Raw genomic sequence first — 25,077 nt, forward strand, 5'->3', positions numbered from 1 at the left:
TCGGCGCGACCGAAAAAAGTTTGCGACAGGCTGGTCATTTTATGACCAGCCATCTTGACAGCCTTTGCCTGCAACGGCTGCGCGCGGTTATCCACACGTTTGTGCGCAACTCATCCACACCCCCTGTGGATGAATGCGGCGTTGCAACACGTCAGCGCGGCAGAACCCGGCCGATCCCGGTGGCATCGATTTCCACGGCGGCGCGCTGCAGCGCCTGCACATCGCTGCCGGCCACGAAGCCAACACGGAAGTGCACTTCCCCGCCTGGCGTGCGCGAGGAGTGGATCGACGCCAGGCTCACCGCGTGCCGCTCGAACACGTGCAGCAGTTCGCGCAGCGAACCGGGCCGGTCTTCGGGCAGGTGCACGCTGATGGCATTGCGCTCGGTCAGGTCGGCCAGCAGATAGCCCACCCGTTCGAAGGTGTAGTTGCCTTCGGCCAGCACCGTCTCGCCCTGGCTGTCACGGTTGTCCAGCAGCAGCTGCTGGCGGAACGCCGCACGCGCGGCATCATCGCCCTGCCCGACCTGCGCGCGCAGCTGCTGCAGCTGGGCCAGCAGCCGGTCCAGCATGGGTGCCACGTGCGGGTTGCCGAACTGGATGTCCTCGTAGATCGCCGGGTTCAGCGACAGGATCCGCGCGATGATCGCCGTGTCCAGTTCGAACGACGCCGAGCGGTACGGCATCAACGCGGGCAGCGCGCCCAGCAGCGGCGCGTACTCGCGCAGCACGCCGGCCTGGGCCAGGTGGGTGGCATGCACCATCGCCTGCACCAGCGCCATCACCTGGTCGTGGTGCTCGGGCGTGGCGCGCACGCATTCGGCTTCCAGCGCGTCGCACAACTGCTGCACCCACGGCTGCCAGCGCGCCAGGCGCGCCTCGCAGACCACCATCACCCGGCCTTTCAGCGTGGGCGCCTTGGGCGGTGCGGTCATCGGATGCAGGCCCACCACCTCGGCCTGCGAGGCCAGCATCGCGGCCACCGGCGCGCTTTTCACCGAGGTCACGTCCAGCCACAGACGACCGGCTTCGCGCCCGGCCGACCGCGCGACGTAGTCGGCGATCAGCGCCGGGGTGTGCCGGATCGGCGCGGAAAAGACCAGCACATCGGCCTGCTCCAGCAGCTGGTCGGGCGTGTGCGACTGCGGGTCGGCGGGATCGTGGCCGATCACCTCCACGCCCATTCGCTGCTGCAGGAAACCCCGCAGCCAACGGCCATACGCGCCGGCACTGCCGACGATGCCCACTACCCGTGCGGTCACGCGATGCGCTCGGGCACGAAGCGCTGCGGCAGCGCCAACGCGGCCGGTGCGGCGGCCAGCACGTCGAACTCCTCGTGACCATTGGCCAGCGTGGTTTCCAGCGCCACGTGCACGCCGGCGATCGCACGCGAGATCGATTGCTCGAACGATTCGCCCCGTAGCAGGAAAGCCACCAGCAGCGACATCAGCACGTCGCCGGTGCCGGCCACGTCCACCGGCAGGTGCGGCGAGGACCAGCGCCAGATCGCCTCGCGGCTCACCGCCAGCGTGACCAGTTGGCCCGGTTCGCCGCCCACGCTGTGGGCGAGCACCCACTCCGGCCCGCGCGCCAGCAGCGCCTGCGCGGCGGCGATGGCATCGTCTTCGGCCAGGCTGGGCATGCCGGTCAGGCGGCCCAGTTCGAAGGCGTTGGGGGTCACCAGCCAGGCATGCGGCAGCAGCCGCTCGGCGAAGATGGTTTCCAGGCCGGGTTCGACATAGGGGCCGGTGTGGGTGTCGCCGATCACCGGGTCCAGGCAGTACCGCAGCTGTGGCGCGGTGGGCAGCACCTGGTCGAGCCAGTCGGCGAAGGCCGCGCCATTGCCGACGCTGCCGAAGTAGCCGGACACCAGCATGCGGGCGCGCTGCGGCAGGCCGCGTTCGCTGGCGCCGAGCAGCAGCTCGGCGAACCAGTCGGCCGGCAGCACGCGACCGCGCGTGGTCGGATAGAACGGCGCATTGCTGAGCAGCGTGGTCGGTACTTCGGCCACCCGCACGCCCAGCGCGCGCAGCGGCGGCACCGCCGCGCTGTTGCCGGCATAGCCGTACACCAGCTGCGACTGCACCGAAATGACGTCGACCGGCGACGGACCGTCCGGGCGCTGGCGGCGTCCATGGACCAGATGGCTTTCGAGGGATTCGTTCATGCCGCCATTTTACGCCCGGCGCGCCCCCGGGTAGCCACCCCATGGGTGGCTGTCGACCAACCTGATACCGCGTGCAGCCACCCATGGGCGCAGCCACCCATGGGGCGGCTCTACCGGTCTGCGTACACAAAAAAAGGCCCGCTGTTGCCAGCGGGCCTTGAGCTACATCGCAGGAACCGGCCTCGCTTACGAGGTCATCCGGTCCCAGAAGCCCTTCACGCCGTCGATGAACGTCGCCGACTTCGGCGAGTGCTTGCGCGCTTCTTCGCCGGTGAAGGTGGTTTCAAACTGTTCCAGCAGTTTGCGCTGCTCGGTGGTCAGGTTGACCGGCGTTTCCACCACCACGCGGCAGTAGAGGTCGCCTTCGCTGCGGCTGCGCACCGAACGCACACCCTTGCCACGCAGGCGGAACAGCTTGCCGGTCTGGGTTTCGGCCGGAATGCGGATCTCCGCATAACCGCCCAGGGTCGCCACGCGGACGGTATCGCCCAGGGCCGCCTGCGAAATCCGGATCGGCACCTCGCAGTGCAGGTCGTCGCCGTCGCGCTGGAAGATCGCGTGCTCGCGCACCCGCACTTCCACGTACAGGTCGCCCGGCGGCGTGCCGGCCGGACCGGCCTCGCCTTCGCCCGACAGGCGGATGCGGTCGCCGGTATCGACGCCCGCAGGCACCTTCACCGACAACACCTTGTCTTCCTCCACACGGCCGTTGCCGTGGCAGGTCTTGCAGGGGGTCTGGATGATCTTGCCGCGCCCGTTGCAGTTGTGGCACGCCTGCTGCATGGCGAAGATGCCGCGCTGGATGCGCACCTGGCCGTGGCCATGGCACACGCTGCAGGTGTCCACCTTGCCGTCTTCGGACCCACTGCCATCGCAGTCGTCGCACTCGGCCAGGGTCGGAATCTCGATGCGGCGCTCCACGCCCATCACCGCTTCTTCCAGGTCCAGCTCCATCACGTAGCCGACATCGGCGCCGCGACGGGCCTGGCGCTGACCACCGCCGGCGGCACCGCCGAAGATGTTGCCGAAGATGTCACCGAATATGTCGCCCATGTCCGGACCACCCGGGCCACCACCGCCGCCACCCATCCCATGCTCGAACGCAGCGTGGCCGTGGGCGTCGTACATGCGGCGCTTGTTGGTGTCAGACAGGGTTTCGTAGGCTTCCTTGCACTCCTTGAAGGAGGCTTCGGCCGCCGCATCGCCCGGATTGCGATCCGGGTGGAACTTCATCGCACAGCGGCGATAGGACTTCTTCAGCTCTTCTTCGCTGGCGGTGCGGGACACGCCCAGCACTTCGTAATAGTCGCGCTTGCTCATAACTTGAATCGGTATCCGGAGGTCGGGATTCGTCAAAGCGGAAGAGCGGAACCAGGTCCGCTCTTTCGTCGGGCGCCCCGACAAACCGTGTTACGGCTGCCAGGACCCAGGGAAAACGACAACGGGACGTCGCCTGCGCAACGCCCCGTGTCTGGGCCGGATCAGGACTTCTTGTCGTCCTTGACTTCGGTGAACTCGGCGTCGACCACATCGTCGTGCGCGCCGTTGTTGGCACCGGCGTCCGGGCCCGGCGCAGCACCGCCCTGATCGGCTGCGGCCGATGCAGCGAACAGCGCCTGGCCGGCTTCTTCCAGCACCTTCGACTTGGCTTCGATCTGCGCCTTGTCGTCGCCCTTCATGGCGGTTTCCAGGTCGGCCAGGGCCGACTCGACCTTGCCGATCACATCGCCACCGACCTTGCTGCCGTGCTCGGTGATCGCGGTACGGGTACCGTGGATCAGCGCGTCGGCCTGGTTGCGGGCCTGGACCAGCTCATGGAACTTCTTGTCTTCTTCGCGGTTGGCTTCGGCATCGGCGACCATGCGCGCGATCTCGTCCTCGGACAGACCCGAACCGGCCTTGATCTCGACCTTCTGTTCCTTGTTGGTCTTCTTGTCCTTGGCCGACACGTGCAGGATGCCGTTGGCGTCGATGTCGAAGGACACTTCCACCTGCGGCATGCCGCGCGGCGACGGCTCGATGCCGGACAGGTCGAACTTGGCCAGCGACTTGTTGAAGCGGGCCTGCTCGCGCTCACCCTGCAGCACGTGCACGGTCACGGCCGACTGGTTGTCCTCGGCGGTGGAGAACACCTGCGAGGCCTTGGTCGGGATGGTGGTGTTCTTTTCGATGATCTTGGTGAACACACCGCCCATGGTTTCGATGCCCAGCGACAGCGGGGTCACGTCCAGCAGCAGCACGTCCTTGACGTCGCCGCCCAGCACGCCGCCCTGGATCGCCGCACCCAATGCCACGGCTTCGTCCGGGTTGACGTCCTTGCGCGGTTCCTTGCCGAAGAACTCGGTGACGGCCTGCTGCACCTTCGGCATACGGGTCTGGCCGCCGACCAGGATCACTTCGCTGATGTCGCTCGAGCGCAGGCCGGCGTCGTTCAACGCCACGCGGCACGGCTCGATCGACTTCTTGATCAGCTCTTCCACCAGCGCTTCCAGCTTGGCGCGGGTCAGCTTGATGTTCAGGTGCTTCGGGCCCGACGCGTCCGCGGTGACGTACGGCAGGTTCACTTCGGTCTGCTGGGCGCTGGACAGCTCGATCTTGGCGCGCTCGGCGGCGTCCTTCAGGCGCTGCAGGGCCAACGGATCCTTGCGCAGGTCGATGCCCTGGTCCTTGTTGAACTCGTCGACCAGGTACTCGATGACGCGGTTGTCGAAGTCTTCGCCGCCCAGGAAGGTGTCACCGTTGGTGGCCAGCACTTCGAACTGCTTCTCGCCGTCGACGTTGGCGATCTCGATCACCGAGACGTCGAAGGTGCCGCCGCCCAGGTCGTACACCACGATCTTGCGATCCTTGTTGTCGCCCTTGTCCAGGCCATAGGCCAGCGCCGCGGCGGTCGGCTCGTTGATGATGCGCTTGACTTCCAGACCCGCGATGCGGCCGGCGTCCTTGGTGGCCTGGCGCTGGCTGTCGTTGAAGTAGGCCGGCACGGTGATCACGGCCTCGGTGACGGTTTCACCCAGGTACGCTTCGGCGGTCTTCTTCATCTTCTCCAGCACGCGGGCGGAGATTTCCTGCGGGGCCATCTTCTTGGCGTCGCTGGTCTGGACCCAGGCGTCGCCGTTGTCGTGGGCCAGGATGCCGTAAGGCACGTGCGCGATGTCCTTCTGGACTTCAGCGTCGGTGAACTTGCGGCCGATCAGGCGCTTGACGGCGTAGAAGGTGTTCTTCGGGTTGGTGACGGCCTGGCGCTTGGCCGAGGCGCCGACCAGCACTTCGCCGTCCTTGGTGTAGGCGACGATGGACGGGGTGGTGCGGTCACCCTCGGCGTTTTCAATGACGCGGGCCTTGCCGCCGTCCATGATCGCCACACACGAGTTGGTGGTGCCGAGGTCGATACCAATGATCTTGCCCATGAGGGAGACTCCTGAAATGTCGGGGAACATCCGGCAGTTGCCGGGTTATGAATGGGATGTGTGGGACGCCGGGAGGACTTTCAAGCCACCCACCAAACACAGTGTCCGATGGCGGCCCAACGTGTTCAGCGTCCGTAGAGCCGGGCTCTGCCCGGCTGGCCAATGACCGGCCAGCCGATGCCTGGATCAGTCGCGGGCCACGACCACCAGGGCCGGGCGCAGCAGACGATCGTTGAGCAGGTAGCCCTTCTGGAACACCTGGACCACACTGCCGGGCGCCGCGCCGGGCGCGTCGACCTGGCTGATGGCCTGGTGATGGTCCGGGTTGAAGGCCTGGCCGGTCGGGTCGAGCAGGGTCAGGCCATTGTCGGCGGCGACCTTGAGCATTTGCTTGTAGGTCAGTTCCAGGCCTTCGCGCAGCGGGCTGGGCTCGGCACCGGCGCTGTTGAGGCCGGCGTCCAGGCTGTCGAACACCGGCAGCAGCTCGCCCAGCAGCTTTTCGTTGGCGAAGCGGCGGGCCTGTTCGACGTCACGGGCCACGCGCTTGCGCTGGTTGTCCAGGTCGGCGCGCTCGCGCAGCGATTCGGCGCGCAGCAGGGCCACTTCATTGTGCAGGCTGTCCAGCTGCTGCTGCAGGGACGGCTCGGCAGCCGGTTCACCGGCGGGATTCTGGGATGCGATATCAGGCTGATCTTGGTTCATTTCCGGATCCTTGGCGGTGACTCTCCGCCTCCACCCACCCCTATGTGGGCGCGGGGTCCCGTTTCAAGAGTCCAGCGGTGGGTTTTATGTGCGATCGCGGGACAATCCGCCGCCGGCCGGGTCGGCCAACGCCGCGCCCAGCACCTGGGCGGTGGCCTCCACCAGCGGAATCATGCGGTCATAGGCCATGCGCTTGGGCCCGATCACCCCCAGCACGCCGAGCACCTGGCCACCGGCCGAATACGGCGCGGTCACCAGCGACACCCCTTCCAGCGGCATCACCCCGGTCTCCTCGCCAATGAAGATGCGCACCCCCGGGGCCTGGATGGTGCGCTCGAGCAGCTGCAGGATCTCGCGCTTGCTGGCGAACACCTCGAACAGCTCGCGCAGCCGCTCCAGGTCGGACAGGTCCTGCACGCCCATCAGCCGGGTCGCGCCGGCCAGCACCATGTCGTCGGCCGGCGGCACCAGCGCCTGTTCGGCCAGCTCGATGCCGTGGGCCAGCAGCTGCTCCATTTCCGACTGCGCGTCGCGCAGCTCCAGCAGCAGCCGCTGGCGGATCTCCGACAAGGGCCGCCCGGCGCAGTTGGCATTGAGATAGTTGGCCACCTGTTCCAGCTCGCCGGGGCCGAAGCTGCGGCGGGGCTCGATCACCCGGTTCTGCACTTCGTTGTCGGCAAACACCAGGATGGCCAGCACCCGGCGCGCGTCCAGCGCCACGAAATCGATATGCCGGAAGGCGAACTGTTCACGCCGCGGCGCGCTGACCACGCCAACGAAGTGGCTCATCGCCGACAACAGCTCCGAGGCACTGCCCAGCAGGGCTTGGGTGCCGCTGCCACTGGCCAGTTCGGTGCGCAGCCGGCTCAGCTCGCCCTCGCCGGGCGGCTGCATCTTGACCAGGCTGTCCACGAACACCCGGTAGCCGTGCGCGGTGGGCACCCGCCCGGCCGAGGTATGCGGCGAACTGAGCAGGCCCAGGTCTTCCAGGTCGCCCAGGATGTTGCGGATGGTGGCCGGGCTGACATCCAGCCCGGCCAGCCGCGCCAGTGTCTGCGAGCCAACCGGCTCGCCGTCCTGGATGTGGCGGGCGATCAGCGTCCGCAGCAGGTGGCGGGCGCGGGGCGCAAGATGTGACGCAGTGGGGTGCATGGAATCAGCCTGTGAGACGCCATCCTAGATAATGGCTCCGGGGACCGAAGGCAAGTTATTGGAGCTGTCCCCGCCCCATGCTAGCGTTGCGCGGCTCAAGAACAGACAACCATGCTCAAACATCTATCGATCAAGGATTTTGCCGTCGTCCGTGCCACCGAACTCGAATTCGGGCCGGGCATGACCGTGGTGTCCGGCGAGACCGGCGCCGGCAAGTCGCTGATGGTCGACGCCCTCGGCTTCCTGTCCGGGCTGCGCGCCGACAGCGGCGTGGTCCGCCACGGCGCCGCCCGCGCGGAACTGTCGGCCGAATTCGCCCCCGGCGAGGACGCCCCGGCGCGGCGTTGGCTGCGCGAGAACGAACTGGACGACGAGGACCAGTGCCAGCTGCGCCGGATCATCCGCGCCGATGGCGGCTCCCGCGCCTGGATCAACGGCCGCCCGGTCACCCTCACCCAGCTGACCGAACTGGCCTCGACCCTGGTCGAAATCCACGGCCAGCACGAACAGCAGGCCCTGCTGACGCGGCCCTCGCAGCTGGCGCTGCTGGACGCGTTCGCGCGCAACGACGCCGAGCGCAGCCAGGTCCGCCAGGCCGCCGCACGCTGGCAGGCGCTGGTGGACGAGGCCGAGGCCCTGTCGCGCCAGGGCGATGTCAGCGACCGCATCGGCTATCTGGAACACCAGCTGGGCGAGCTGCAGCGCGAAGACCTCGATCCGGCCTCGATTGCCCAGCTGGGCAGCAGCCATCGCCGCCAGGCCCATGCCAGCGCCCTGATCGCCGCCTGCGATGTCGCCGTGGCCCGCCTCAATGGCGACGAGGACACTTCGGCGCTGCAGCTGCTGCAGCAGACCCGCCACGAACTGGCGCGCGTGGCCGAACACGACCCGCGCCTGGGCGAGGTGGACGCGCTGCTCGACAGCGCCGCCATCCAGCTGGACGAGGCCCTGGCGCTGCTGGACCGGGTGCATGACGATCTGGATGCCGATCCCGAGCAGTTCGAGGACATCGAACGCCGGCTGGGCCGCCTGCACGACCTGGCGCGCAAGCACCGGGTGCCGATGGAGACGCTGGGCGAGCACCGCGACGCGATGGAAGCCGAAGTGGAGCAGCTGCGCGGTGCCGACACCCGCCTGCAGGCGCTGGCGGGCCAGATCGAGCGCGCCGCCAGCCAGTGGCAGACCGTGGCCGACACGCTCAGCGCCAGCCGGCGCAAGGCCGCCAAGGCGCTGTCGGACACCACCACTACCCTGATCGGCGAGCTCGGCATGGGCGGCGGCCAGTTCCTGATCGAGATCGAACCGCAGGCGGTGGCCAAGCCCGACCCGAACGGCGCCGAGCGCGTGGAGTTCCTGGTGGCGGCCAATGCCGGGCAACCGCCGCGCGCGCTGCGCAAGGTTGCCTCGGGCGGTGAACTGTCACGTATTTCGCTGGCCATCGAGGTGGCGGCGCTGGGTCTGGACGCGGTGCCGACCATGGTCTTCGACGAAGTGGATTCGGGTATCGGCGGCGCGGTGGCCGACATCGTCGGGCACAAGCTGCGCGCCCTGGGCGAGAAGCGCCAGGTGCTGTGCGTCACCCATCTGCCGCAGGTGGCCTCCAAGGGCCACGCCCATTACCGGGTCAGCAAGGCGCCGGTGGACGGCATGACCCAGAGCGCGGTGGAAAAGCTGGACCCCAAGGCCCGCGAGGAAGAACTGGCGCGGATGCTGGGCGGGGTGGAAGTCAGCAAGGAAGCCCGCGCGGCGGCGCGCAAGCTGTTGCAGGTGTGAGGTCGGGTACCGACCGACGGTCGGTACCTACCCGCTTGGCGTACCGACCAACGGTCGGTACCTACCACCCGGTGCGTCCACCCGCACGCCGCTCACCCCAACGGCTTGGCCAGATCCACGTGGGCCATCAGGTAATCCAGCAGCGCACGCACCCGCAGCGGCAAATACCCGCCCTGCCCCTGAAACACCGCGTGCACCTCTTCCAGATCGCCCGGATTGGCCGTCTCCAGCACCGGCAGCAGGCGCCCGGCCGCAACATCAGCCTGCACCTGGAACGCCGCCAGCCGCGCCAGTCCCACGCCCCCAAGCACCAGCCGGCGCAACGCCTCGCCATCGCTGGCACGCGCACTGCCGCCGGTCTGCACCACCTGCCGCTCGCCGTCGACCACCAGCGGCCAGCCGGACTGCGCACGCGGGTGCGCGATATCCAGCCGGTTGTGCGCCTGCAGGGCGTCGGCGCTCTGCGGCATCCCATGCCGCGCCACGTAGGCGGGCGCCGCCACGATCATCATCCGGGTCGCGCCCAGCCGCCGCGCCACCAGGCTGGAACTCTTCAATGGCCCCGCCCGCACCGCCACATCGGTGCGCTGCTCAAGCAGGTCGATGACCTCGTCGGTCAGCACCACGTCCACGCCCACCTGCGGATGCGCGGCGAGGAAGCCGGGTAGCAGCGGCAACAGAAAGTGGTGCCCGAACGGCACGTTGGCATTCACCCGCAGGCGCCCGCGCGGCTCGGCATGGGCGCTGGCGCAGCGCTCGGCCTCATCCAGGTCGGCCAGCACGCGCAGCCCGCGCTCGTAAAACGCACAGCCCTCGGGGGTCAACTGCAACTGGCGGGTGGAGCGCTGCAGCAGCCGCGTGCCCAGCCGCTGTTCCAGCCGGGACACCAGCTTGCTGACCGCCGAGGGACTCAGCTCCAGCGAGCGCGCGGCGGCCGAGAAGCCGCCGGTTTCGATGACCCGGACGAACACTTCCAGTTCGCCCGAACGGTTGATGTCGGTGCCTGCCATGTGATGAATCCAGTTCACAGATGATTGTCCGTGCGCAGTCTAGTTCACAGATGCAGCGAAGATCACGATGGCCGTCCCCTCCAACGGATTGCCCGATGAACGCCCTCACCCGTCTCACCGCCCTGGCCCTGCTCGCCGCATCGACCGCAGCGCACGCCCAGTCGCCCGCCCCGTGGGTGGCCAGCTGGCAGGCCAGTCCACAGCCGGTCTGGGATGCGGCGTTCCTGTTTCCCACCTTGGTCCCAGCCGCCCTGGAAGGGCAGACCTTCCGCCAGACCGCCCGCCTCAGCCTGGGCGGGGACCAGCTGCGGGTACGCCTGAGCAACGCGTATGGCACGGCGCCACTGCAGATCGGCGCGGCCAGCGTGGCCGGCGCTGACGGCCAGGCACCGCTTGCGCTGACCTTCGACGGGCGGCCCGGCACGCAGATCGCCCCGGGCCAGGCAGGCCTGAGCGACCCCGTGCTGCTGCCCACCCGCGACCTCCAGACCGTGCAGGTCAGCGTCTACGTTCCCGCGCATACCCCGCTGCGCACGTTCCATTGGGACGGCCGGCAAACCGCATCGATCGGGGCCGGCGACCAGACCCTGGCACCGCGGATGGACCCGGCGTCGACCACCACCGCGCGCCTGTTCGTGACCGCGATCGAGGTGCAGGCGGCGGCTGGCGCCCGCAGCGTGGTGGTGATCGGCGATTCCATCACCGACGGCGCCACCGCCAGCCTGGACCGCGACCAGCGCTGGACCGACCACCTGGCCGAACGGCTGGCCCCACATGGCGTGGCGGTGGTCAACGCCGGCATTTCGGGTGGACGCCTGCTGCGCGATGGCATGGGCGAATCGGCCCTTGGGCGCTTCCAGCGCGACGTGCTCGACCAGCCCGGCGTCGCCAGCRTGATCGTGCTGATCGGCATCAACGACATCAGCTGGCCCGGCACCGCGTTCGCCCGGAACCAGGCCCGACCCACGCTGGGCGAACTGCAGGCAGGCTATCGCGCGTTGGCCACGCGCGCCCACGCACGGGGCCTGCGCATCCTCGGCGCCACCCTGCCCCCGTTCGCCGGCGCCCTGCCCGGCACGCCGCTGGACGACTACTACGCCGCGGACAAGGACGCGCTGCGCCGCCAGCTCAACGCGTGGCTGCGCACCGACAGCCCGTTCGACGCGGTGATCGACCTCGACGCGGCGCTCCGTGATCCGGCCGATCCCTCACGGATGGCGGCTGCTTACGACTCCGGCGACCACCTGCACCCGGGCGATGCGGGCAACCGGGCGATGGCCGAGGCGGTGGATCTGGACCCGATTCTGATGCGCCCGTGATATCCAGCGAGCGCCGCAGGGCGTCTCACTCCGGTCGTCCCTCTGGCATTCGTGCCCGCCTGTACCAACGGCCTCGACTGTCGATCCGCTCGCTGACGCGTACCCGAACGTCCTGCAGCGAGGCGCGGTTGGGGGCGCTGTACAGAGAGGGGTCGTGCGCGCCTTTGCCCTCGTCCTCCCAGGTGCAGACAGGGCAGATGTCATATTCACCCCGCTGGGAGAGGGTCAGGAACCCGCAGCAGGGGCAGGCCTCCAGCGGCGGCTCATTGCCGACCACGGCCACCGGTCGCCCCATACAGGCGGACAAATGCGTCTCAAGGGCCTCGTTTGAGACCCCCAGAAGGACCACCTCGACGAAATGCCGCAGCAGGAACGCCTGCGCCGCCTCGTCGAACACACTGCCGTAGGGCAAGGGCTGGCCAGACGTCTCATCCAGATAGTCCGCAGACAGATGGTCTTCCAGCTCGGCTGTCGACAGCTGGGACAGCCGATCCACCGCCAATACGGCCAACGCAGCCGACCTTCCAACGCTACGCATTCCCGCTTCCCCGCTTTCCGCACAATACTTCAGAGTCGCGCCATCCGAAGACGCCGTCGAGGCCGATTGCGACGGCGACGGATAACGAAAAACCCCGGGGCATGCCCGGGGTCTCGTCACACTCGGCTGTTCAAGGGGCTTACTTGCGCTTCTTGCGCACGTACAGCACCAGCGAGTGCTCTTCCAGCTCGTAACCGTGGTCAGCCGCGATCTTGCGCTGCAGCTCCTCGATCTCGTGGCTTTCAAATTCGATGATCTTGCCGCTGTCCACGTCCACCATATGATCGTGGTGACCGCCGCGGTCCAGTTCGTAGACGGCCTGGCCGCCCTCGAAGTTGTGCTTCAGCACCAGGCCGGCGGCCTCGAACTGGGTCAGCACCCGGTACACCGTGGCCAGGCCGATCTCGTCACCGTGCTCCAGGAGCTGGCGGTAGATGTCTTCGGCGGTCATGTGGTGCTGATGATTCTGGGCATTGCGCTGTTCAAGCAACGCCAGGATCCGCATCCGTGGATGGGTCACCTTCAGGCCGACTTTGCGCAGGTCGTGGGTTTCCATAGTTCTCCGTTCATTGGCGATTTAGCGCCAGCTGCCTCGGATTGGGTCGCGGCGACGCGTCGTGAGTGTATCATCGACTGGATTTCCCCAAACGCCATTCCCGATGCGCAATCTCCTGCTGGTCGCCGCCGTTGCCCTGTCCACCACGGGCTGCGGCATCATCTATAAGCAACCCATCTATCAGGGCAACCTGATCCGGGAGCAGGCCGTCGGTCAGCTGCAGGTGGGCCAGAGCAAGCAGCAGGTCAACGCTCTGCTCGGCACCCCCTCGATCCCGGACCCGTTCCACGCCCAGCGCTGGGACTACACCGCCAGCGAGCGGGTCAACCGCCTCGGCCAGACCGAAGTGAAGAACTTCACGGTCTACTTCGAGAATGACCAGGTCACCCGCTGGGACGGCGAGTACTTCCCCAACCGGGATGCCGAGCTTGCCAAGTCCAGCGTGCGCCAGTTCGGCCGCAACCTGGCCAAGGACAAGAAGAAGCAGCGCGGCCGCTGAGCCAGCCTGACCCCGCTTCAGCTGCTGGCGCGGGCGCGCCGGCGGCGGTTGTCCTTGGGGTCGGCCAGCAGCGGACGCAACAGCTCGACCCGGTCTCCCTCGCGGAGCTGCTGGGTCGGGCGGGCCAGCACCCCGTGCACGGCCACTGCCGGGCACAGCGCACTGCCCTCCAGCGCAGCGGCCGCGATGGCCCCGCCAACCGTGGCCGTGGCGGGCAACTGCAGCTGCCGCGACACCACCCGGTCTGGCCAGGCCAGCACCACCTCCACCGCAATCACGGCTCAGTCCTGCGCATCGGCGACGCTGACGAAGTCATTGACCATGCGGTCGGCCAATCCCTGGAAGCCCAGCGCCAGCGCCGGTCCCAGCAGGCGCGAGGTGGGTTCGAACTCCAGGGTCAGGCTGACCTTGCAGGCATCTTCGGCCAGCGCATGGAATTCCCAGCGCCCGTGCAGGCGCTTGAACGGCCCGTCGCGCAGCTGCATATCAATGCTGCTCGGGCGCTGCAGGGTGTTTTCGGTCATGAACCAGGTCGAGAACGCGCCCAACCCCAGGTCCAGGCGCGCCACCAGGCGGTCCGGTCCGGATTCCAGGATCTGCGCAGCCGAACACCAGCGGAAGCGGCGCGGATAGGCATCGATATCATTGACCAGGTCAAACATGCGGGCAGCCGAATGTTCGACCAGGGCACTACGGCGGATAGTTGGCATTTCGATTACTGATTGCTGATGAATCGACCGGGGAGGCCCGAATCGGAGACAATACGGACATGAGCAAGAACAGCGGCAAGGATAAAGCAAAGAGCGCGACGGCCAACAAAACCATCGCGCTCAACAAGCGTGCCCGCCACGAGTACCACATCGAAGATCGCTTCGAGGCTGGCCTGGCCCTGCAGGGCTGGGAGGTCAAGTCGATCCGCGCCGGGCGCGGCAACATCGTCGATGCCTACGCCTACGTGCGTGATGGCGAGATCTTCCTGATCGGGGCGCAGATCACCCCGTTGATCCAGGCCTCCACCCACGTGGTGGCCAACGACCGCCGCGAGCGCAAGCTGCTCCTGCATCGCAGCGAGATCGACAAGCTGATCGGCAGGGTCCAGCGCGACGGGTACACGATCGTCCCGACGGCCATGTACTGGAGCAAGAACAAGATCAAGCTCGAGGTCGCCCTGGCCAAGGGCAAGCAGACCCACGACAAGCGCGACGCCGAAAAGGACCGCGACTGGGCCCGCGAGAAGTCGCGGACCATGCGCCGCCACAACCGCGACGCGTGACCGCCCCTGCCCCGTCACCCCGTATCGAACCGGCCACGGCCGACGACGCGGCGGCGGTGTTGGCCGGGCTGCGTGCGTTCAACGACGCCGCCTGCGGCACGGCACTGGACGACCAGCCCCTGCATCGGGTGATCCGCGACGCGCAGGGCCAGCCCTGCGCCGGTCTGGTGGCCGATGTCTACGGCGGCTGGCTGATGGTGCACGCCCTGTGGGTGGACGCCGGCCAGCGCGGCCGTCGGCTGGGCCAGGCCCTGCTCGCCGATGCCGAGCAGCAGGCGCGGGCGATGGGCGCCCATTCGGCCATGCTCGATACGTTTTCCTGGCAGGCCGAGGGCTTCTACCTCAAGCAGGGCTATGAGGTCTTCGGGCGGCTGGAGGACTTTCCGCCCGGGCATCACCGAAGCTACCTGCGCAAGCGGCTGGCCAGCGCCTGAGCGCACACGGCCGGGCCACGCGCACGGCATTTTCCCGCAGCGCACCCACAAGTGTCAGAATCCCCGCTTATTACCCAGGCTGGAGCGTTGCGTGACACAGGAAATCCCCCAGGAAACCACCGCGAGCGCGGACCCGATCGCTGAAATCAAGGCCGATATCGCCGCCTATGAGTCGATCTTCGCCGAGCTGACCCGCGCGATGGACCCGGCTGCCCTGCTCAAGGTGCTGACCTACCTGGTGCGCAATGCCAAGCGCGACGCGTCCGAGAACCAGACCTTCGATACCCTCGAGCACCGCCGCCTGGTGGCACGCGTGGACGCGCTGATGGCGCAGGTCCAGCCGGAGGCCCGCAAGCAGGCCATTTCCCAGCGCAACGAACAGAACCACCAGCGCAAGCTGAAGGCCAAGCACCAGGCCGACAGCAAGCGCCAGCGCGAAGGCAAGCGCTGAACCACCGCGGCACGCAGACAGAACAGGAACGGACGCCTGCCGGCACCTCATGGAAAAGAGTTACTTCGCCACGCTGCTGGCACTGATCGTGCACCAGATCGACGCCGCCTACTGGCATGAGTGGGACCTGTTCCACCTGCCGGGCGGCGTGCAGGGCTACCTGCTGTTCAACCTGCTGGCCCTGCCGGTGCTGCTGCTCGGGTACCGGCACGTCGTGCTGGGCAGCCCGCAGGCGCGGATGTACGCGCGGATCTGCGCGGCACTCGGGATCGCCACCTTCCTCATCCACGTCGGCTTCGCCGTGGCCGGCGAAGGCAGCTTCCACCTTCCCCTGTCCATTGCGATCATCGCCGCCTGCCTGCTGGCCGGCCTGTGGCTCGGGTGGCGCAGCCGACGCACCGCGACGACCTGAGCCAGACCACGCCGCCGGCAACGGTAGGCCCTGTACGTAGTACCGGTGGCCCTTTCGGGATGCACCCCATTCCGCAAAGGACATTCACGATGCGCACGTTGACCCCACTGCTGTTGTTCAGTGCGTTGGCCGCCACGGCGACCGCGGCGACGGCCGCCAGACCCGCCGCCATCCCCGCGATGCACGCCTGCACGGCCGACGAAGCGGACCGCCGACGCATCGCGGACGACCGCATGGAAACCCCCGATGACGCCGCCAGCATGAGAGGCACGGCCCTGCAGGAACCCGACGGCACCTTCGCGGCGGATCTGGTGCTGGCCCAGGCCGGTGATGCGCCTGCTCAGAACCGGGTGGGCCACGCCTACGCCGCCGGAAACGGCGTCCTCCGAGATCCGGATGAGGCCCTGCGCTGGTACCAGCGTTCGGCGCAACAGGGGCTTCCCGCCGCCCAGTCCAGCCTGGCCGAGGCCCATCTGTTCGGACTGGGCACGCCGCCCAACCTGCCCCGCGCGATCACCCTGTACCGCCAGGCCGCGGCGCAAGGCCATGCGGAGGCGATGCGCCGGCTGGGTGACATCCACGCCATCGGCGGCCCTATCAACCGCTACAACCGCTACCCCACCGGCGCCCAATGCATCGCGGTCGACCTGCCCGAGGCGGCCCGGTGGTACCTGAAGGCGGCCGAGGCCGGCGACGCGTTCGCACAGGAACAGCTGGCCATCGCCTACCTCGCCGGGCTCGGCGTCGACCCCGATCCGGTGCAGGCCGAGCGCTGGCTGGAGGTGATCGGCAAGGAGCGCCGCGCCCATGCGGTGTTCTACCTGGCCGACCAGTACCTGTATGGCCGCGGCGACGTCGTGCCCCAGGACCTGGCCAAGGGCGCGCATTACACGTTGATCGCCGCCGAACTGGGCCACCCGCCCGGTCTGGCCCAGCTCGGCGCGCTGCACGAGTACGGCACGGGCGTCGAGCAGGACGACGTGAAGGCCTATGCCTACGCACTGGCGGCGCACGACGAGGGGCTTCCGATCGACGACCGCCAGTTCGCCAACCAGGTGGCCATGTTCCAGGCCCGCATGACCGAGGCCCAGCAGGCCGAAGCGCTGCAGCTGTTCCGCAGCATCCGTCAACTGCTGCATAGCGAGGGGACATACCTGTGAACCCGCCCCGCGCGCACCAACGTGCTCGCGTGACTGTTCAGCTGGAGTGGAGTAGCATTGGCCCCGTCAAGTAGCGTCTGGGTCGCCAGACGTCTTGCGGTTCTTGAAGAAACCGGGGGTGCATTGGTTTCGACGGGGGTTGTGAAGTTACTTGGTGCATGCCGAGGGGGCAGCTTTCCTCGTTAATCCAGCAGCAAACTTTTAGTTGCCAACGACGACAACTACGGTTCGGACTTCGCAATCGCCGCCTAAACAGCAGCAGTTGCTTTAGTTCTACAGCCGCCTAAGGCGAACCCCCGAACCTACTTGTGCCCGTGCTCGTAGATGTAGGGTCATTATCACGGAACCGGTTGTGATGGCTGCCTGTCAGTCACGACTTAACTAAAGCAGGCTGGTCCTGGGGTGCGCTTTGCACGCCGTGCTGCCACAGGGCGAGATTCAACGGCGAGCTAAGCATGTAGTACCGGGGATGGAGTGCCTTCGGACGGCGGTTCAATTCCGCCCACCTCCACCAATGACGGGTTCGAAAGAATCCGAAGAAGCCCGGGAATCCTTACACAATAAGGGTTCCCGGGCTTTTTAATTTCCGGCATGCGCTGTGCGCAGCCAGCCTATGCCTCGGTAAGATTGCGCTGCAGCAGGCCGTCCGCCAATGCCGCGATCTCGTCTCCCCGGTGCACACGGGCGAGCCAAGCCGCTGGGATGCCGGCCACGCCGTAGAAGGCACCCGCCAGCTGACCGACAACCGCCGCAGTGGTATCCGCATCGTCACCGAGGTTCGCCGCCTCCAGCACCGCACCAGCGAAGGTGTCGTGCTGGTGGAAACACCACAAGGCGGCTTCCAGGCTGTCCACGACGTAGCCTGTGCCACGTACCTGGTCGCGCGTGGCGCTCCGGTATCCGCCGGCGGCGATGTTGCGCAGACGCTGGCTGGACACCTCGATGGCGGCCAGGTCCAACACCTCCGCCTTGTCGCACCCCGCCAGCGCGCGTTCAAGCGCCACGGCCAGCAGGCGACACGCGTCCAGACACTCCCCCGCCGCGTGCGTCGTGCGGGAACTCAGCACGGCCATGGCCTGCAGCTCCGGCTTTCTGGCAAACCGAAGGACCACGGGCGCCAAGCGCATGATCGATCCATTACCCGCGCTATCGGGGTCGGTGTTGCCCGCCAGAGGCTCCCCGGTCACGAGGTAGGTGTGGATCGCGCCGCGTGTTGCCACGCCGATATCGAAGCAGGTGCCCGTCGAACTCCAGTAGCCATGCTGATACCAATTGGCGTAGCGGTTCATCTGATCCCGTGGATCGAACGCGTCGCAGCGGATCAGGCTCTCGGCCAAGCACAGGGCCATGGACGTGTCGTCCGTCCACTGTCCTGGCTCCAGCTCGAAGGGCCCGCCGCCCACCATGTCGGTCAGCGGTTCGAAGCTGCCGCGTGGCTTGAACTCCAGCGTGGTGCCAACGGCGTCGCCTGCGGCCAAGCCGAGCAGAGCGCCTCGGTATCGATTCTGTAGGTCCATGTGGCCATTCTAGGACAACAGCGCCACCCGCGATGCAGGCCCATTGCTTCAGGCGCGCGGTGAAAACGCCGCGCAACAACCGCGACGTACGGCGCGCTGTCGTTGCCTGAGCCCGCTCTCCACAGCTGCTAATCTGATGCAGGAACTGACCCGCGTGCAGACGTAGCGGCGAGCGAGGTTGGGCAGCGGCCATCGTGTATCCGGCTAACGCGCCTATTGAGTCGACCCCACCGCAAGGACAGAGAGTGCTTATCGTATTCAGCGGCCTTCCGGGCACCGGAAAAACCACTATCGCCAAGGGGCTCGCCGCGAAAACTGGCGCTCTGTATCTGCGGATCGATACGATTGAGCAAGCGCTTCGAAACTCCGGTGCGCTTGCGCAAGACGTGGGGCGTAGTGGCTACATGGTTGCCAATGCGCTTGCGCTGAGCAATCTAACTCTGGGACGGACAGTCATCGTTGATGGTGTGAATCCCGTGATGGAGAGCCGAATTGCCTGGAGCGAGATCGCCTCGACGGCTGGCGTTGAGCTGGTGAATATTGAAGTGATCTGCTCGGATAAAGGTGAACATCAGCGGCGGGTGGAAACAAGGCCGGGCGATGTTCCGGGGCTGACACCCCCCTCTTGGCAATCGGTGTTGGATCACGAGTATGAAGCGTGGGCCGATGCACCGTTTTCAATAGACACGGCACTGATGTCACCGGTGCAAGCCGTTTCGATCGTCACCCAGCACCTGATTGGCGGTCGCGGGTGATCCGCCCCCCCTCGCTGGGGTCGTCCGGCGCTCAGGCCGCTGACAAGTCTTTGCTGAGAAACACGCGACGCGTTCCGGCCGGTTCGCACGGTATCTCGCCGAACACCTGCCAACCATGCTTCACATAGAAATCCGGCGCCTGGAAGCTGATGGTGTACAGCACACCAGAGCAGCACCCACGCCGCCTGGCTTCGTCCTCAGCGGTCGCGAGAATGCGCGCGCCGAGGCCATGCCCACGCAGTTCTGCCGGAAGGTGGAACAGATCAATGAACAACATCCCCAATGATGTCCGGCCAGTCAGACCGCCCAGCACCTTGCCGGTTTCGGGATCAGTGACCAGAACCGCCAACGCACGTCGGTCGGCGTAACCGGCCGCATCCAAATTGAAGCCATCCAATCCATTGGCGATCAGATCCAGCGCCTCTGCACCAGGCGAGTCTGTGATGGAGATATCGAACTGCATGGTTCCATCTGCTGGCAGTGTTGGGACCTTGGATCCTAGCAAATCGGAGCTGCTCCGCAGCGACAGCGGATCCTGTGGGCACCACCTTCCCCCGCCCGCTCTTTCGCCCGCCGCCTCAACACCCCGCCGTCCGTCAGGTCCAATCAAACGAGAACAGCACAGTGCGGCTGTCCGGCTCATACAGCATCACGATGGCATCCGGGCCGGTGGCACACCAGTTGTAGCCGGCAACCGTGGCGACCGCGAAGAACGGCCTGCCCGCTCGGGTGATGCGCACATTCTCCGCATCGGCCACGCGATCGCGCTCGTACATCAGCGGATCCAGCCACAGCTCGAACGCAGGCGGGATGGGCGCGGTCTCGGTCCAGTTCCCGTCGGAGATCTGTCCACCCAGCGTGTCCAGGTAGGCCTGCTCGTTGGGGCCGCCTTCGCCAAAGTGCGAATAGCTGGCCAACCGCCCATGCGCCTTGAAATAGGCCTTCGCCCTTGCGTAGCTGTCCCGCATTTCGCCGATGTGCTCCACCAGCTCCGGGTCCTGCACGTTGCTCCCCAGGAAGTAGCCTTCTTCCCCGAGGAAACGCATGCGGTTGTCGGTCGTCAGCTCGAACGCGATCCAGTTGGTGCCGATGCATGCGTTGTGATGCGCCTCGGTCTCTTCGCCAAGGCATCCTTCATAGGGTTCGACCGGACACAGCATCGTGGCCACGGTGCCTGCCAGTGCCGGACGCAGAATGCCCAGGTCCACGGAGATCAGCGGCAGCAGATGCGCCGCCAACCAAGTCTGCCCGGAAGCGAATACCTCGGTAGGAAACGGGGTGATGCCCGGCTGGAGCTCGCGGATATCGGTCTGGTAGAACATGGGGGTCCGTGCATGAGAAGAAGGCGGGATAGGTCGTAGTGTGCACCCGGCCAGCGAGCGAAGGAATCGCTGCGGCTCCGACGGCGCCAAAAATACTGTGTTGTGCTGCCCGATGGTGTGGTGTCCAAAGATGGCGAGCAACTTCCCCTGCATCGCATCACGATGGGCGCACACCAGGAGACGCGCATGCACCGTTGGCATCTGAGCGGCCTTGACCACCGCCAATTCGAATACCTCGTTGAGATGGATGACAGCGACCTCGCAGCGCGCGGGATCGTGCGCTGCGTAGCCACGCAGGATCACGGATTCCCGTGCCGCATCAGCCTCGTCGACGCACGCGTCGGCGAAGAACTGTTGCTGCTTCCCTACACGCACCTGGCATGCACCTCACCCTACCGCGCATCCGGGCCGGTGTTCATCCGGTGCCAGGCAGTACGCTGCGTGTTGCCACCCGGCGTGGTGCCGCCCTACGTGCATCGCCGGCAGATGTCGGTACGCGCCTACGACGCCGGGGCGTTCATGCTGAGCGGACAGGTCTGCGAAGGCGCTGAAGTGGCCGCCACGCTGGACCAGCTGTTCGATGATCCCCACGTGCACCAGGTCCATCTGCACAACGCCGGGCGCGGTTGCTTTTCCTGCCGTGCCGAACGCTGCACGACCGACGTTCAGCCCGACGCGACGCCGCCGTCGGTCGAGATCAATCCATAGACATCAAAGTCACGCGCCACACCGCGCACCTGCCGGAAGTGGCGCAGCCGGCCTTCATGCCGGAAACCACACCGGCGCAGCACGGAAGCGGAGGCCGCGTTGCTGTCCAGCACGCAGGCCTGGATGCGATGCCAGCCGAATGCCGCCAACGCACATTGGCTGACCGACAGGCACAGCGCGCTGGCAATCCCGCGCCCCCAGTACGCCGGGCACAGCTCATAGGCGATTTCTGCGGTGCCATGCGGCCACTGGATGCTGTGGAAACCGATGCTACCCACCAAGGCACCGGCGCGGTCGACGACTGCCATGCGGATCTGGGTAGGCGTACTGGTTGCTTCCAGCGCGTCGAATATCGGGGCCAGATCGTCCACGGAGGAGAGCTGCCAACTGGTGCGCGCCAGTACGCCCGGTTGCATCAGGCAGGCATACCACGCGTCGGCGTCGTCCCGCACCAAGGGACGCAGGCTGACCTCGGGGTGCCCGGAAGACGGAATGCTGTTGCGCATGATGCTGGGTGCCGGTGCGGTTTGTCTCAATCTGCCCCCGTAACACCGGATGGGTCAACCCGCCGCCGCGCTCAGGTGCTTATGGAACAGCCGCATCTCCTGCGGATCGGGCGCGCGCTCCAACAGCGCCTGGTAGCGCGCCTGCAGCGCGTCGTGTGCCGAGCGCCGGTGCAACAGATACAGCGCGGGATAGTCGGTGTTGGCTTCGATCCATTCCGCTGCGTCCGCCGTGCGGAACCACTCCAACGATAGCGTGACGCTCGCGGACAGCTGCGCCTGCCAGCCCGGCACTTCGTCGAGGCTGTCGAACGCGCGCAGCCAGATCCAGAACCGTGCGTTGAAGGCCTCCAGCGTCTCAGCGCCATCCCGGAGGCTCCGCCAATCGGTCAGCTCCGCCACCACAGGGTTGGACACACGCTCCTTGATCGTGGATTCAACCAGAGCGGGCGGCCAACTCTCCGGATAATCGAACGCCTCGTCGCGCAGTGCCTGTTCCAGCACGGCGTTCACCCCTGCCATCAGCGTGCGATCAAGCAGGCCGAGGGTCAGGTGGAGCGAGTACCACCCTTTCTGCTTGGACAACCCCACCGTGTAACGGTGGGTGCGGCCGGATGCACTGACGCGCTCGAAATGGCGCCCGCGCTTGAGCACGAATCCCGCGGCCGCGAACTCGGCGGCGACGGCAGCGGTCAGGGTCTTCAACATTGCCTGGGTAGCCTGGGTCACGCGTGACGCTCCTTGTGACGGTACCGACGCTCGCTCACGGCAGCGTGAATTTCCGGGCCATGCGCAGCGGCCACACGGAGGTGAACTGCGCGCCCCCCACCAGCCGGTAGGCGGCCGAGACGCTGTGCAGCACGCCAAGCCGGTCCAGCACGTCCTTGGCCCGCCGGAAGACCGAGCGCGGGTCGTCGGTGAACATGAACAGGTTGATTTCCTTGGCACTGATGTCGTGGCCGTCCAGCGCCGCCGTCGTGCCCAGGACCTGGCTGAGCTCGGCCTCCAGGGTGGCCAGGAAGGCCTCGTCGTCCAGTGACTTTCTCCAGAACTTGATCACAAGCTGGTAATCCATCGGGGGGCCTGCCGTTCAAGAAGGGAACCGCCAAGGTTACCCTCCCTGGCGTCATCGACAACACCTTGATGTGCAGGCGATCATGCTCCGGTCATCCCCTCCCGGACTGCGAAGATTGCCATGGCCCCCTTCCGTTCGATCCTGTTGACCGCCCTGCTCGCACTGGCCCCGACCCTGGCCGGCGCGGCCGACAAGGTCACCACCACGCCGGTGCAGTTCGCCAAGGGCACCAGCAGCGCCACGCTGCGTGGCACCGTTGCCGGCTACGACACCGTGCGCTACACGGTTGGCGCACGCGCCGGCCAGACCATGACCGTCACGCTGGCGGGCAGCGCCAACGCCAGTTTCAACGTGTACGCGCCGGGCGTGGTGCCCGGCCAGGGCGAGGCACTGGGCAGCACCGATGAGAAGCGGCGCTGGACCGGCACCCTGCCCGCCTCCGGCACCTATGTGGTGCAGGTCTATCAGATGCGTGCGCAGGCACGTCGCGGCGAGAAGGCACCGCATACGTTGACCGTCGCCATCCACTGACCATGGATTTCCTCAAACTGCTCCGGTCGCTGGAAGAGTTTCTCTACGAACTCTGCACCTGGTTCCTGTTCTTTCCGCGCACGTTGTACCGGGTCATCGTGCATCCGCGGCGCATGGCGCAGTACGTCAACACCGAGCTGACCCAGAAGCTGGACAACCAGTTCGACGATGCGATCAGCCCGCCGATGTTCCTGATGCTGGCGGTGCTGGTCGCACACGGTGTGGAGCTGCTGATGCACCAACAGGTGACCGGGACCGGGCAGCTGTCGCGCACGGTGTTCGGCAACGAGGAAAGCCTGCTGCTGTATCGCTCGATCACTTTTGCGGTGTGGCCGCTGATCAGCAGCGTGCACCTGCTGCGGCGCAAGAAGGTGGCGATGACCCGCGAATCGCTGCGCCGCCCGTTCTTCATGCAGTGCTACCTGACGGCCCCGTTCGCGGTGGCGTTGTCGACCAGCATGGTGTTCGTGCGGTTGCCGGGCACGCTGTCCACCCAGATCGGCATTGCGGTGTCGGTGCTGTCGCTGCTCTGGTATGCGGTGGTGCAGGCTGGCTGGCTGAAGGTGGCCCTGCAGCGGTCGTGGCCGAACACGGTGCTGTCCACCGCGTGGGTGCTGATGCTGGGCATCGTGATCAACAGCCTGATCGGCTGGATCCTGCTGGCGAACTGAGCGTGCGGCAGTGCGATGGGACGGGCCTGCCGCCGCGCTCGTCCACCACAGGTGATAGGCCCAGCCGGCTGAGGCCCGCCCGAGGCTTATCCGCCGCAGCTTTCAGTACAGTGTTCGCGTGCTTCAGCGCACGGCGGCGTTCTCACCGCTGTCCATGCAGGCAAAGTACGCCCGCGTGCAGCCCCAGTTGCAGGAGTTCGCCAGGAGGGCAAAGGCAGTGGCGCCAAGACAGGCGGAAGAGAATACAGCGACGGCGACCAGACGTTTGAATCTGCGAATTGCGTATCACTCCGTGATAGGCCCAATCACCGAGCGAATCAAAATTAGCGGATCCTCTTCGTCACATATGGAACGGACGTCACGAAAGCTTGTCGGTAACTTCCTACCCCATGTCTCGATGCGCATACTGGGTATCGGTCTTCGCATTATCACGATGGGTGCCGGTTGAAAGCCGCAATTACAGGTTGTAGCCTCGACCTTGCCCAAGGAGGGCAGACAACGGAAGAAAGCATGAAAATTGGACTCAGGCTGTCTGTTGCGATCGCTTCAATCGCATTTACGTTGGGAATGGCCACGGCCACGGCCCAGCCTTATCCGTGCAGTATCTGCTACACCAACTACCGGGCCTGCCAGGCCGCGGGAACCAGTGAAGGCATCTGTTTCGGCACATTTTCGCGATGCATGAGGGGCGCCGGGTGCGCGCTTCCGTAAGTGATTGAAACACCGTCACGCCAGCTCTCGTCTGAGGGCTGGCGTCAGTCATCACTCCTTCTCTGTTCCACCGCTCTGCAGCCCAGCCTTCGCACATGGATTGCCCCGCACGTACCTGCATGCTAAACAGCGCAGGCGCATGTGCGCTGCAGAAGCAAGGAACCTGCTGATGAAACTGCATTTGGCCGCGATGGCCGCATTGGTAGTCACGTTGGGTGCAACCGGAACCGTCGGCATGGCCAAGGCCTCGCCACTGGACGGTCATTTCACCGAGTGCGTCCCGTTCATGGTCGCCAAGTACGTGTACCACCAGCGGTGCACCACCTATTACCTGGACGAGAACGGCAATCGCCACGTTGCCAGTGTCTACCACATCGACCAGGACGGGCAGTGGTACGTGCCCAACGAGTAAGACGGCGGCGTTGAGCC

The 25,077-nt window shown here is 66.5% G+C and carries 30 protein-coding genes and 1 other RNA gene; 14 read left to right on the plus strand and 17 right to left on the minus strand.

All coding sequences use genetic code 11. The features are described 5' to 3' along the window. Positions 1–151: 151 nt before the first annotated feature. The 6 genes from AC1DCJ_RS00840 to hrcA form a co-directional block, all read right to left on the minus strand. A complete protein-coding gene (locus tag AC1DCJ_RS00840; RefSeq protein ID WP_448133448.1) occupies positions 152–1,261 on the minus strand; it encodes a prephenate dehydrogenase in 1,110 nt (369 codons plus the stop codon). Then, positions 1,258–2,166 (minus strand): pyridoxal kinase, encoded by a 909-nt coding sequence (gene pdxY, locus AC1DCJ_RS00845; protein ID WP_478069868.1) that lies wholly within the window; start codon positions 2,164–2,166, stop codon positions 1,258–1,260. Before pdxY ends, AC1DCJ_RS00840 begins: the two co-directional genes overlap by 4 nt. A 186-nt stretch (positions 2,167–2,352) precedes the next feature. Continuing rightward, positions 2,353–3,486 carry a molecular chaperone DnaJ gene (gene dnaJ / locus AC1DCJ_RS00850; protein ID WP_038688919.1) on the minus strand — a complete coding sequence of 378 codons (1,134 nt, stop codon included), beginning with the start codon at positions 3,484–3,486 and terminating at the stop codon, positions 2,353–2,355. 161 nt (positions 3,487–3,647) lie between these two features. Next, the gene (gene dnaK, locus AC1DCJ_RS00855) at positions 3,648–5,576 is read right to left on the minus strand and encodes a molecular chaperone DnaK (RefSeq protein ID WP_137189226.1); all 1,929 of its coding nucleotides are present in this window, start codon (positions 5,574–5,576) and stop codon (positions 3,648–3,650) included. 186 nt (positions 5,577–5,762) lie between these two features. Next, a complete protein-coding gene (gene grpE, locus AC1DCJ_RS00860; protein WP_478069869.1) occupies positions 5,763–6,278 on the minus strand; it encodes a nucleotide exchange factor GrpE in 516 nt (171 codons plus the stop codon). Positions 6,279–6,362: 84 nt separating this feature from the next. Then, positions 6,363–7,430: a heat-inducible transcriptional repressor HrcA gene (gene hrcA / locus AC1DCJ_RS00865; RefSeq protein WP_038688925.1), complete on the minus strand. Its 1,068-nt coding sequence runs from the start codon at positions 7,428–7,430 to the stop codon at positions 6,363–6,365. A 111-nt stretch (positions 7,431–7,541) separates the two neighbouring features. Between hrcA and recN the strand changes: the two genes are divergently transcribed. Next, positions 7,542–9,203 (plus strand): DNA repair protein RecN, encoded by a 1,662-nt coding sequence (gene recN / locus AC1DCJ_RS00870; protein ID WP_478069870.1) that lies wholly within the window; start codon positions 7,542–7,544, stop codon positions 9,201–9,203. Between the two features lie 92 nt (positions 9,204–9,295). Here recN and AC1DCJ_RS00875 read toward each other — a convergent pair whose 3' ends face one another. Then, a complete protein-coding gene (locus AC1DCJ_RS00875; protein ID WP_478069871.1) occupies positions 9,296–10,213 on the minus strand; it encodes a LysR family transcriptional regulator in 918 nt (305 codons plus the stop codon). Positions 10,214–10,308: 95 nt separating this feature from the next. Here AC1DCJ_RS00875 and AC1DCJ_RS00880 point away from each other — a divergent pair, with 95 nt between their 5' ends. After that, positions 10,309–11,532, plus strand: a complete 1,224-nt coding sequence (locus AC1DCJ_RS00880) for an SGNH/GDSL hydrolase family protein (RefSeq protein WP_478069872.1) — start codon at positions 10,309–10,311, stop codon at positions 11,530–11,532. Between the two features lie 25 nt (positions 11,533–11,557). On the opposite strand, the gene AC1DCJ_RS00885 is transcribed toward AC1DCJ_RS00880, so the two are convergent. Beyond that, a complete protein-coding gene (locus AC1DCJ_RS00885) occupies positions 11,558–12,043 on the minus strand; it encodes a CPCC family cysteine-rich protein (RefSeq protein ID WP_478069873.1) in 486 nt (161 codons plus the stop codon). 166 nt (positions 12,044–12,209) lie between these two features. Further along, complete coding sequence (gene fur, locus AC1DCJ_RS00890) at positions 12,210–12,626, minus strand: ferric iron uptake transcriptional regulator (RefSeq protein ID WP_038688936.1); 417 nt, start codon at positions 12,624–12,626, stop codon at positions 12,210–12,212. 103 nt (positions 12,627–12,729) lie between these two features. On the opposite strand from fur, the gene AC1DCJ_RS00895 reads away from it, so the two are divergent. Next, positions 12,730–13,125 carry an outer membrane protein assembly factor BamE gene (locus AC1DCJ_RS00895; RefSeq protein ID WP_137189221.1) on the plus strand — a complete coding sequence of 132 codons (396 nt, stop codon included), beginning with the start codon at positions 12,730–12,732 and terminating at the stop codon, positions 13,123–13,125. 17 nt (positions 13,126–13,142) lie between these two features. Here the strand turns inward: AC1DCJ_RS00895 and AC1DCJ_RS00900 are convergent, their stop codons facing one another. Then, a complete protein-coding gene (locus AC1DCJ_RS00900; protein WP_478069874.1) occupies positions 13,143–13,403 on the minus strand; it encodes an RnfH family protein in 261 nt (86 codons plus the stop codon). 3 nt (positions 13,404–13,406) lie between these two features. Continuing rightward, on the minus strand, positions 13,407–13,835 hold the full coding sequence (locus AC1DCJ_RS00905) for a type II toxin-antitoxin system RatA family toxin (protein WP_128096163.1): 429 nt from the start codon (positions 13,833–13,835) through the stop codon (positions 13,407–13,409). A gap of 59 nt (positions 13,836–13,894) precedes the next feature. On the opposite strand from AC1DCJ_RS00905, the gene smpB reads away from it, so the two are divergent. From smpB to ssrA, 6 genes are all read left to right on the plus strand, one after another. Then, a complete protein-coding gene (gene smpB / locus AC1DCJ_RS00910; RefSeq protein WP_038688943.1) occupies positions 13,895–14,398 on the plus strand; it encodes an SsrA-binding protein SmpB in 504 nt (167 codons plus the stop codon). Further along, positions 14,395–14,832 carry an N-acetyltransferase family protein gene (locus tag AC1DCJ_RS00915; protein ID WP_478069875.1) on the plus strand — a complete coding sequence of 146 codons (438 nt, stop codon included), beginning with the start codon at positions 14,395–14,397 and terminating at the stop codon, positions 14,830–14,832. Before smpB ends, AC1DCJ_RS00915 begins: the two co-directional genes overlap by 4 nt. A gap of 91 nt (positions 14,833–14,923) precedes the next feature. Beyond that, the gene (locus tag AC1DCJ_RS00920) at positions 14,924–15,283 is read left to right on the plus strand and encodes a hypothetical protein (protein WP_038688945.1); all 360 of its coding nucleotides are present in this window, start codon (positions 14,924–14,926) and stop codon (positions 15,281–15,283) included. Between the two features lie 49 nt (positions 15,284–15,332). Next, the gene (locus AC1DCJ_RS00925; protein ID WP_478069876.1) at positions 15,333–15,695 is read left to right on the plus strand and encodes a DUF6713 family protein; all 363 of its coding nucleotides are present in this window, start codon (positions 15,333–15,335) and stop codon (positions 15,693–15,695) included. 89 nt (positions 15,696–15,784) lie between these two features. Next, a complete protein-coding gene (locus AC1DCJ_RS00930) occupies positions 15,785–16,855 on the plus strand; it encodes a tetratricopeptide repeat protein (RefSeq protein ID WP_478069877.1) in 1,071 nt (356 codons plus the stop codon). 114 nt (positions 16,856–16,969) lie between these two features. Next, positions 16,970–17,369: a transfer-messenger RNA gene (ssrA, locus tag AC1DCJ_RS00935) on the plus strand. A 97-nt stretch (positions 17,370–17,466) separates the two neighbouring features. On the opposite strand, the gene AC1DCJ_RS00940 is transcribed toward ssrA, so the two are convergent. Then, positions 17,467–18,372 (minus strand): ADP-ribosylglycohydrolase family protein, encoded by a 906-nt coding sequence (locus AC1DCJ_RS00940; protein ID WP_478069878.1) that lies wholly within the window; start codon positions 18,370–18,372, stop codon positions 17,467–17,469. Between the two features lie 245 nt (positions 18,373–18,617). Between AC1DCJ_RS00940 and AC1DCJ_RS00945 the strand changes: the two genes are divergently transcribed. Beyond that, positions 18,618–19,127, plus strand: a complete 510-nt coding sequence (locus tag AC1DCJ_RS00945) for a P-loop nucleotide/nucleoside kinase family protein (RefSeq protein ID WP_478069879.1) — start codon at positions 18,618–18,620, stop codon at positions 19,125–19,127. A gap of 31 nt (positions 19,128–19,158) precedes the next feature. Here the strand turns inward: AC1DCJ_RS00945 and AC1DCJ_RS00950 are convergent, their stop codons facing one another. After that, positions 19,159–19,590: a GNAT family N-acetyltransferase gene (locus tag AC1DCJ_RS00950; RefSeq protein WP_478069880.1), complete on the minus strand. Its 432-nt coding sequence runs from the start codon at positions 19,588–19,590 to the stop codon at positions 19,159–19,161. Between the two features lie 133 nt (positions 19,591–19,723). Continuing rightward, positions 19,724–20,449 carry an enolase gene (locus tag AC1DCJ_RS00955; protein ID WP_478069881.1) on the minus strand — a complete coding sequence of 242 codons (726 nt, stop codon included), beginning with the start codon at positions 20,447–20,449 and terminating at the stop codon, positions 19,724–19,726. 186 nt (positions 20,450–20,635) lie between these two features. Between AC1DCJ_RS00955 and AC1DCJ_RS00960 the strand changes: the two genes are divergently transcribed. Further along, positions 20,636–21,157 carry a DUF1203 domain-containing protein gene (locus AC1DCJ_RS00960; protein WP_478069882.1) on the plus strand — a complete coding sequence of 174 codons (522 nt, stop codon included), beginning with the start codon at positions 20,636–20,638 and terminating at the stop codon, positions 21,155–21,157. Here AC1DCJ_RS00960 and AC1DCJ_RS00965 read toward each other — a convergent pair. From AC1DCJ_RS00965 to AC1DCJ_RS00975, 3 genes are read right to left on the minus strand one after another with little or no spacing between them, the layout of a single operon-like run. After that, positions 21,115–21,663 (minus strand): GNAT family N-acetyltransferase, encoded by a 549-nt coding sequence (locus AC1DCJ_RS00965; protein ID WP_137189212.1) that lies wholly within the window; start codon positions 21,661–21,663, stop codon positions 21,115–21,117. The two genes, AC1DCJ_RS00960 and AC1DCJ_RS00965, sit on opposite strands and share 43 nt — an antisense overlap. A 54-nt stretch (positions 21,664–21,717) precedes the next feature. Further along, on the minus strand, positions 21,718–22,389 hold the full coding sequence (locus AC1DCJ_RS00970; protein WP_137189211.1) for a hypothetical protein: 672 nt from the start codon (positions 22,387–22,389) through the stop codon (positions 21,718–21,720). A 34-nt stretch (positions 22,390–22,423) separates the two neighbouring features. After that, positions 22,424–22,735: a hypothetical protein gene (locus AC1DCJ_RS00975; protein WP_137189210.1), complete on the minus strand. Its 312-nt coding sequence runs from the start codon at positions 22,733–22,735 to the stop codon at positions 22,424–22,426. A gap of 120 nt (positions 22,736–22,855) precedes the next feature. Between AC1DCJ_RS00975 and AC1DCJ_RS00980 the strand changes: the two genes are divergently transcribed. The 3 genes from AC1DCJ_RS00980 (at position 22,856) to AC1DCJ_RS00990 (ending at position 25,060) form a co-directional block, all read left to right on the plus strand. Next, positions 22,856–23,266, plus strand: a complete 411-nt coding sequence (locus tag AC1DCJ_RS00980; RefSeq protein WP_137189209.1) for a g-type lysozyme inhibitor — start codon at positions 22,856–22,858, stop codon at positions 23,264–23,266. Between the two features lie 2 nt (positions 23,267–23,268). Beyond that, positions 23,269–23,937, plus strand: coding sequence for a hypothetical protein (locus AC1DCJ_RS00985; RefSeq protein ID WP_137189208.1), 669 nt, complete (start codon positions 23,269–23,271; stop codon positions 23,935–23,937). Between the two features lie 880 nt (positions 23,938–24,817). Beyond that, entirely contained in the window at positions 24,818–25,060 is a 243-nt protein-coding gene (locus AC1DCJ_RS00990; RefSeq protein ID WP_137189206.1) for a hypothetical protein, read from the plus strand. The last annotated feature ends 17 nt before the right edge of the window (positions 25,061–25,077 follow it).

This window comes from Stenotrophomonas sp. 10N36, from assembly GCF_056395005.1.

Excerpts from the sequence above, each read along its gene's own strand:
- pdxY (WP_478069868.1), bottom strand. The coding sequence starts at position 2,166 with ATGAACGAATCCCTCGAAAGCCATCTGGTCCATGGACGCCGCCAGCGC.
- dnaJ (WP_038688919.1), bottom strand. The coding sequence starts at position 3,486 with ATGAGCAAGCGCGACTATTACGAAGTGCTGGGCGTGTCCCGCACCGCC.
- dnaK (WP_137189226.1), bottom strand. The coding sequence starts at position 5,576 with ATGGGCAAGATCATTGGTATCGACCTCGGCACCACCAACTCGTGTGTG.
- grpE (WP_478069869.1), bottom strand. The coding sequence starts at position 6,278 with ATGAACCAAGATCAGCCTGATATCGCATCCCAGAATCCCGCCGGTGAA.
- hrcA (WP_038688925.1), bottom strand. The coding sequence starts at position 7,430 with ATGCACCCCACTGCGTCACATCTTGCGCCCCGCGCCCGCCACCTGCTG.
- recN (WP_478069870.1), top strand. The coding sequence starts at position 7,542 with ATGCTCAAACATCTATCGATCAAGGATTTTGCCGTCGTCCGTGCCACC.
- AC1DCJ_RS00875 (WP_478069871.1), bottom strand. The coding sequence starts at position 10,213 with ATGGCAGGCACCGACATCAACCGTTCGGGCGAACTGGAAGTGTTCGTC.
- fur (WP_038688936.1), bottom strand. The coding sequence starts at position 12,626 with ATGGAAACCCACGACCTGCGCAAAGTCGGCCTGAAGGTGACCCATCCA.
- AC1DCJ_RS00895 (WP_137189221.1), top strand. The coding sequence starts at position 12,730 with ATGCGCAATCTCCTGCTGGTCGCCGCCGTTGCCCTGTCCACCACGGGC.
- AC1DCJ_RS00905 (WP_128096163.1), bottom strand. The coding sequence starts at position 13,835 with ATGCCAACTATCCGCCGTAGTGCCCTGGTCGAACATTCGGCTGCCCGC.
- smpB (WP_038688943.1), top strand. The coding sequence starts at position 13,895 with ATGAGCAAGAACAGCGGCAAGGATAAAGCAAAGAGCGCGACGGCCAAC.
- AC1DCJ_RS00925 (WP_478069876.1), top strand. The coding sequence starts at position 15,333 with ATGGAAAAGAGTTACTTCGCCACGCTGCTGGCACTGATCGTGCACCAG.
- AC1DCJ_RS00930 (WP_478069877.1), top strand. The coding sequence starts at position 15,785 with ATGCGCACGTTGACCCCACTGCTGTTGTTCAGTGCGTTGGCCGCCACG.
- AC1DCJ_RS00940 (WP_478069878.1), bottom strand. The coding sequence starts at position 18,372 with ATGGACCTACAGAATCGATACCGAGGCGCTCTGCTCGGCTTGGCCGCA.
- AC1DCJ_RS00950 (WP_478069880.1), bottom strand. The coding sequence starts at position 19,590 with ATGCAGTTCGATATCTCCATCACAGACTCGCCTGGTGCAGAGGCGCTG.
- AC1DCJ_RS00955 (WP_478069881.1), bottom strand. The coding sequence starts at position 20,449 with ATGTTCTACCAGACCGATATCCGCGAGCTCCAGCCGGGCATCACCCCG.
- AC1DCJ_RS00960 (WP_478069882.1), top strand. The coding sequence starts at position 20,636 with ATGCACCGTTGGCATCTGAGCGGCCTTGACCACCGCCAATTCGAATAC.
- AC1DCJ_RS00965 (WP_137189212.1), bottom strand. The coding sequence starts at position 21,663 with ATGCGCAACAGCATTCCGTCTTCCGGGCACCCCGAGGTCAGCCTGCGT.
- AC1DCJ_RS00975 (WP_137189210.1), bottom strand. The coding sequence starts at position 22,735 with ATGGATTACCAGCTTGTGATCAAGTTCTGGAGAAAGTCACTGGACGAC.
- AC1DCJ_RS00980 (WP_137189209.1), top strand. The coding sequence starts at position 22,856 with ATGGCCCCCTTCCGTTCGATCCTGTTGACCGCCCTGCTCGCACTGGCC.
- AC1DCJ_RS00985 (WP_137189208.1), top strand. The coding sequence starts at position 23,269 with ATGGATTTCCTCAAACTGCTCCGGTCGCTGGAAGAGTTTCTCTACGAA.
- AC1DCJ_RS00990 (WP_137189206.1), top strand. The coding sequence starts at position 24,818 with ATGAAACTGCATTTGGCCGCGATGGCCGCATTGGTAGTCACGTTGGGT.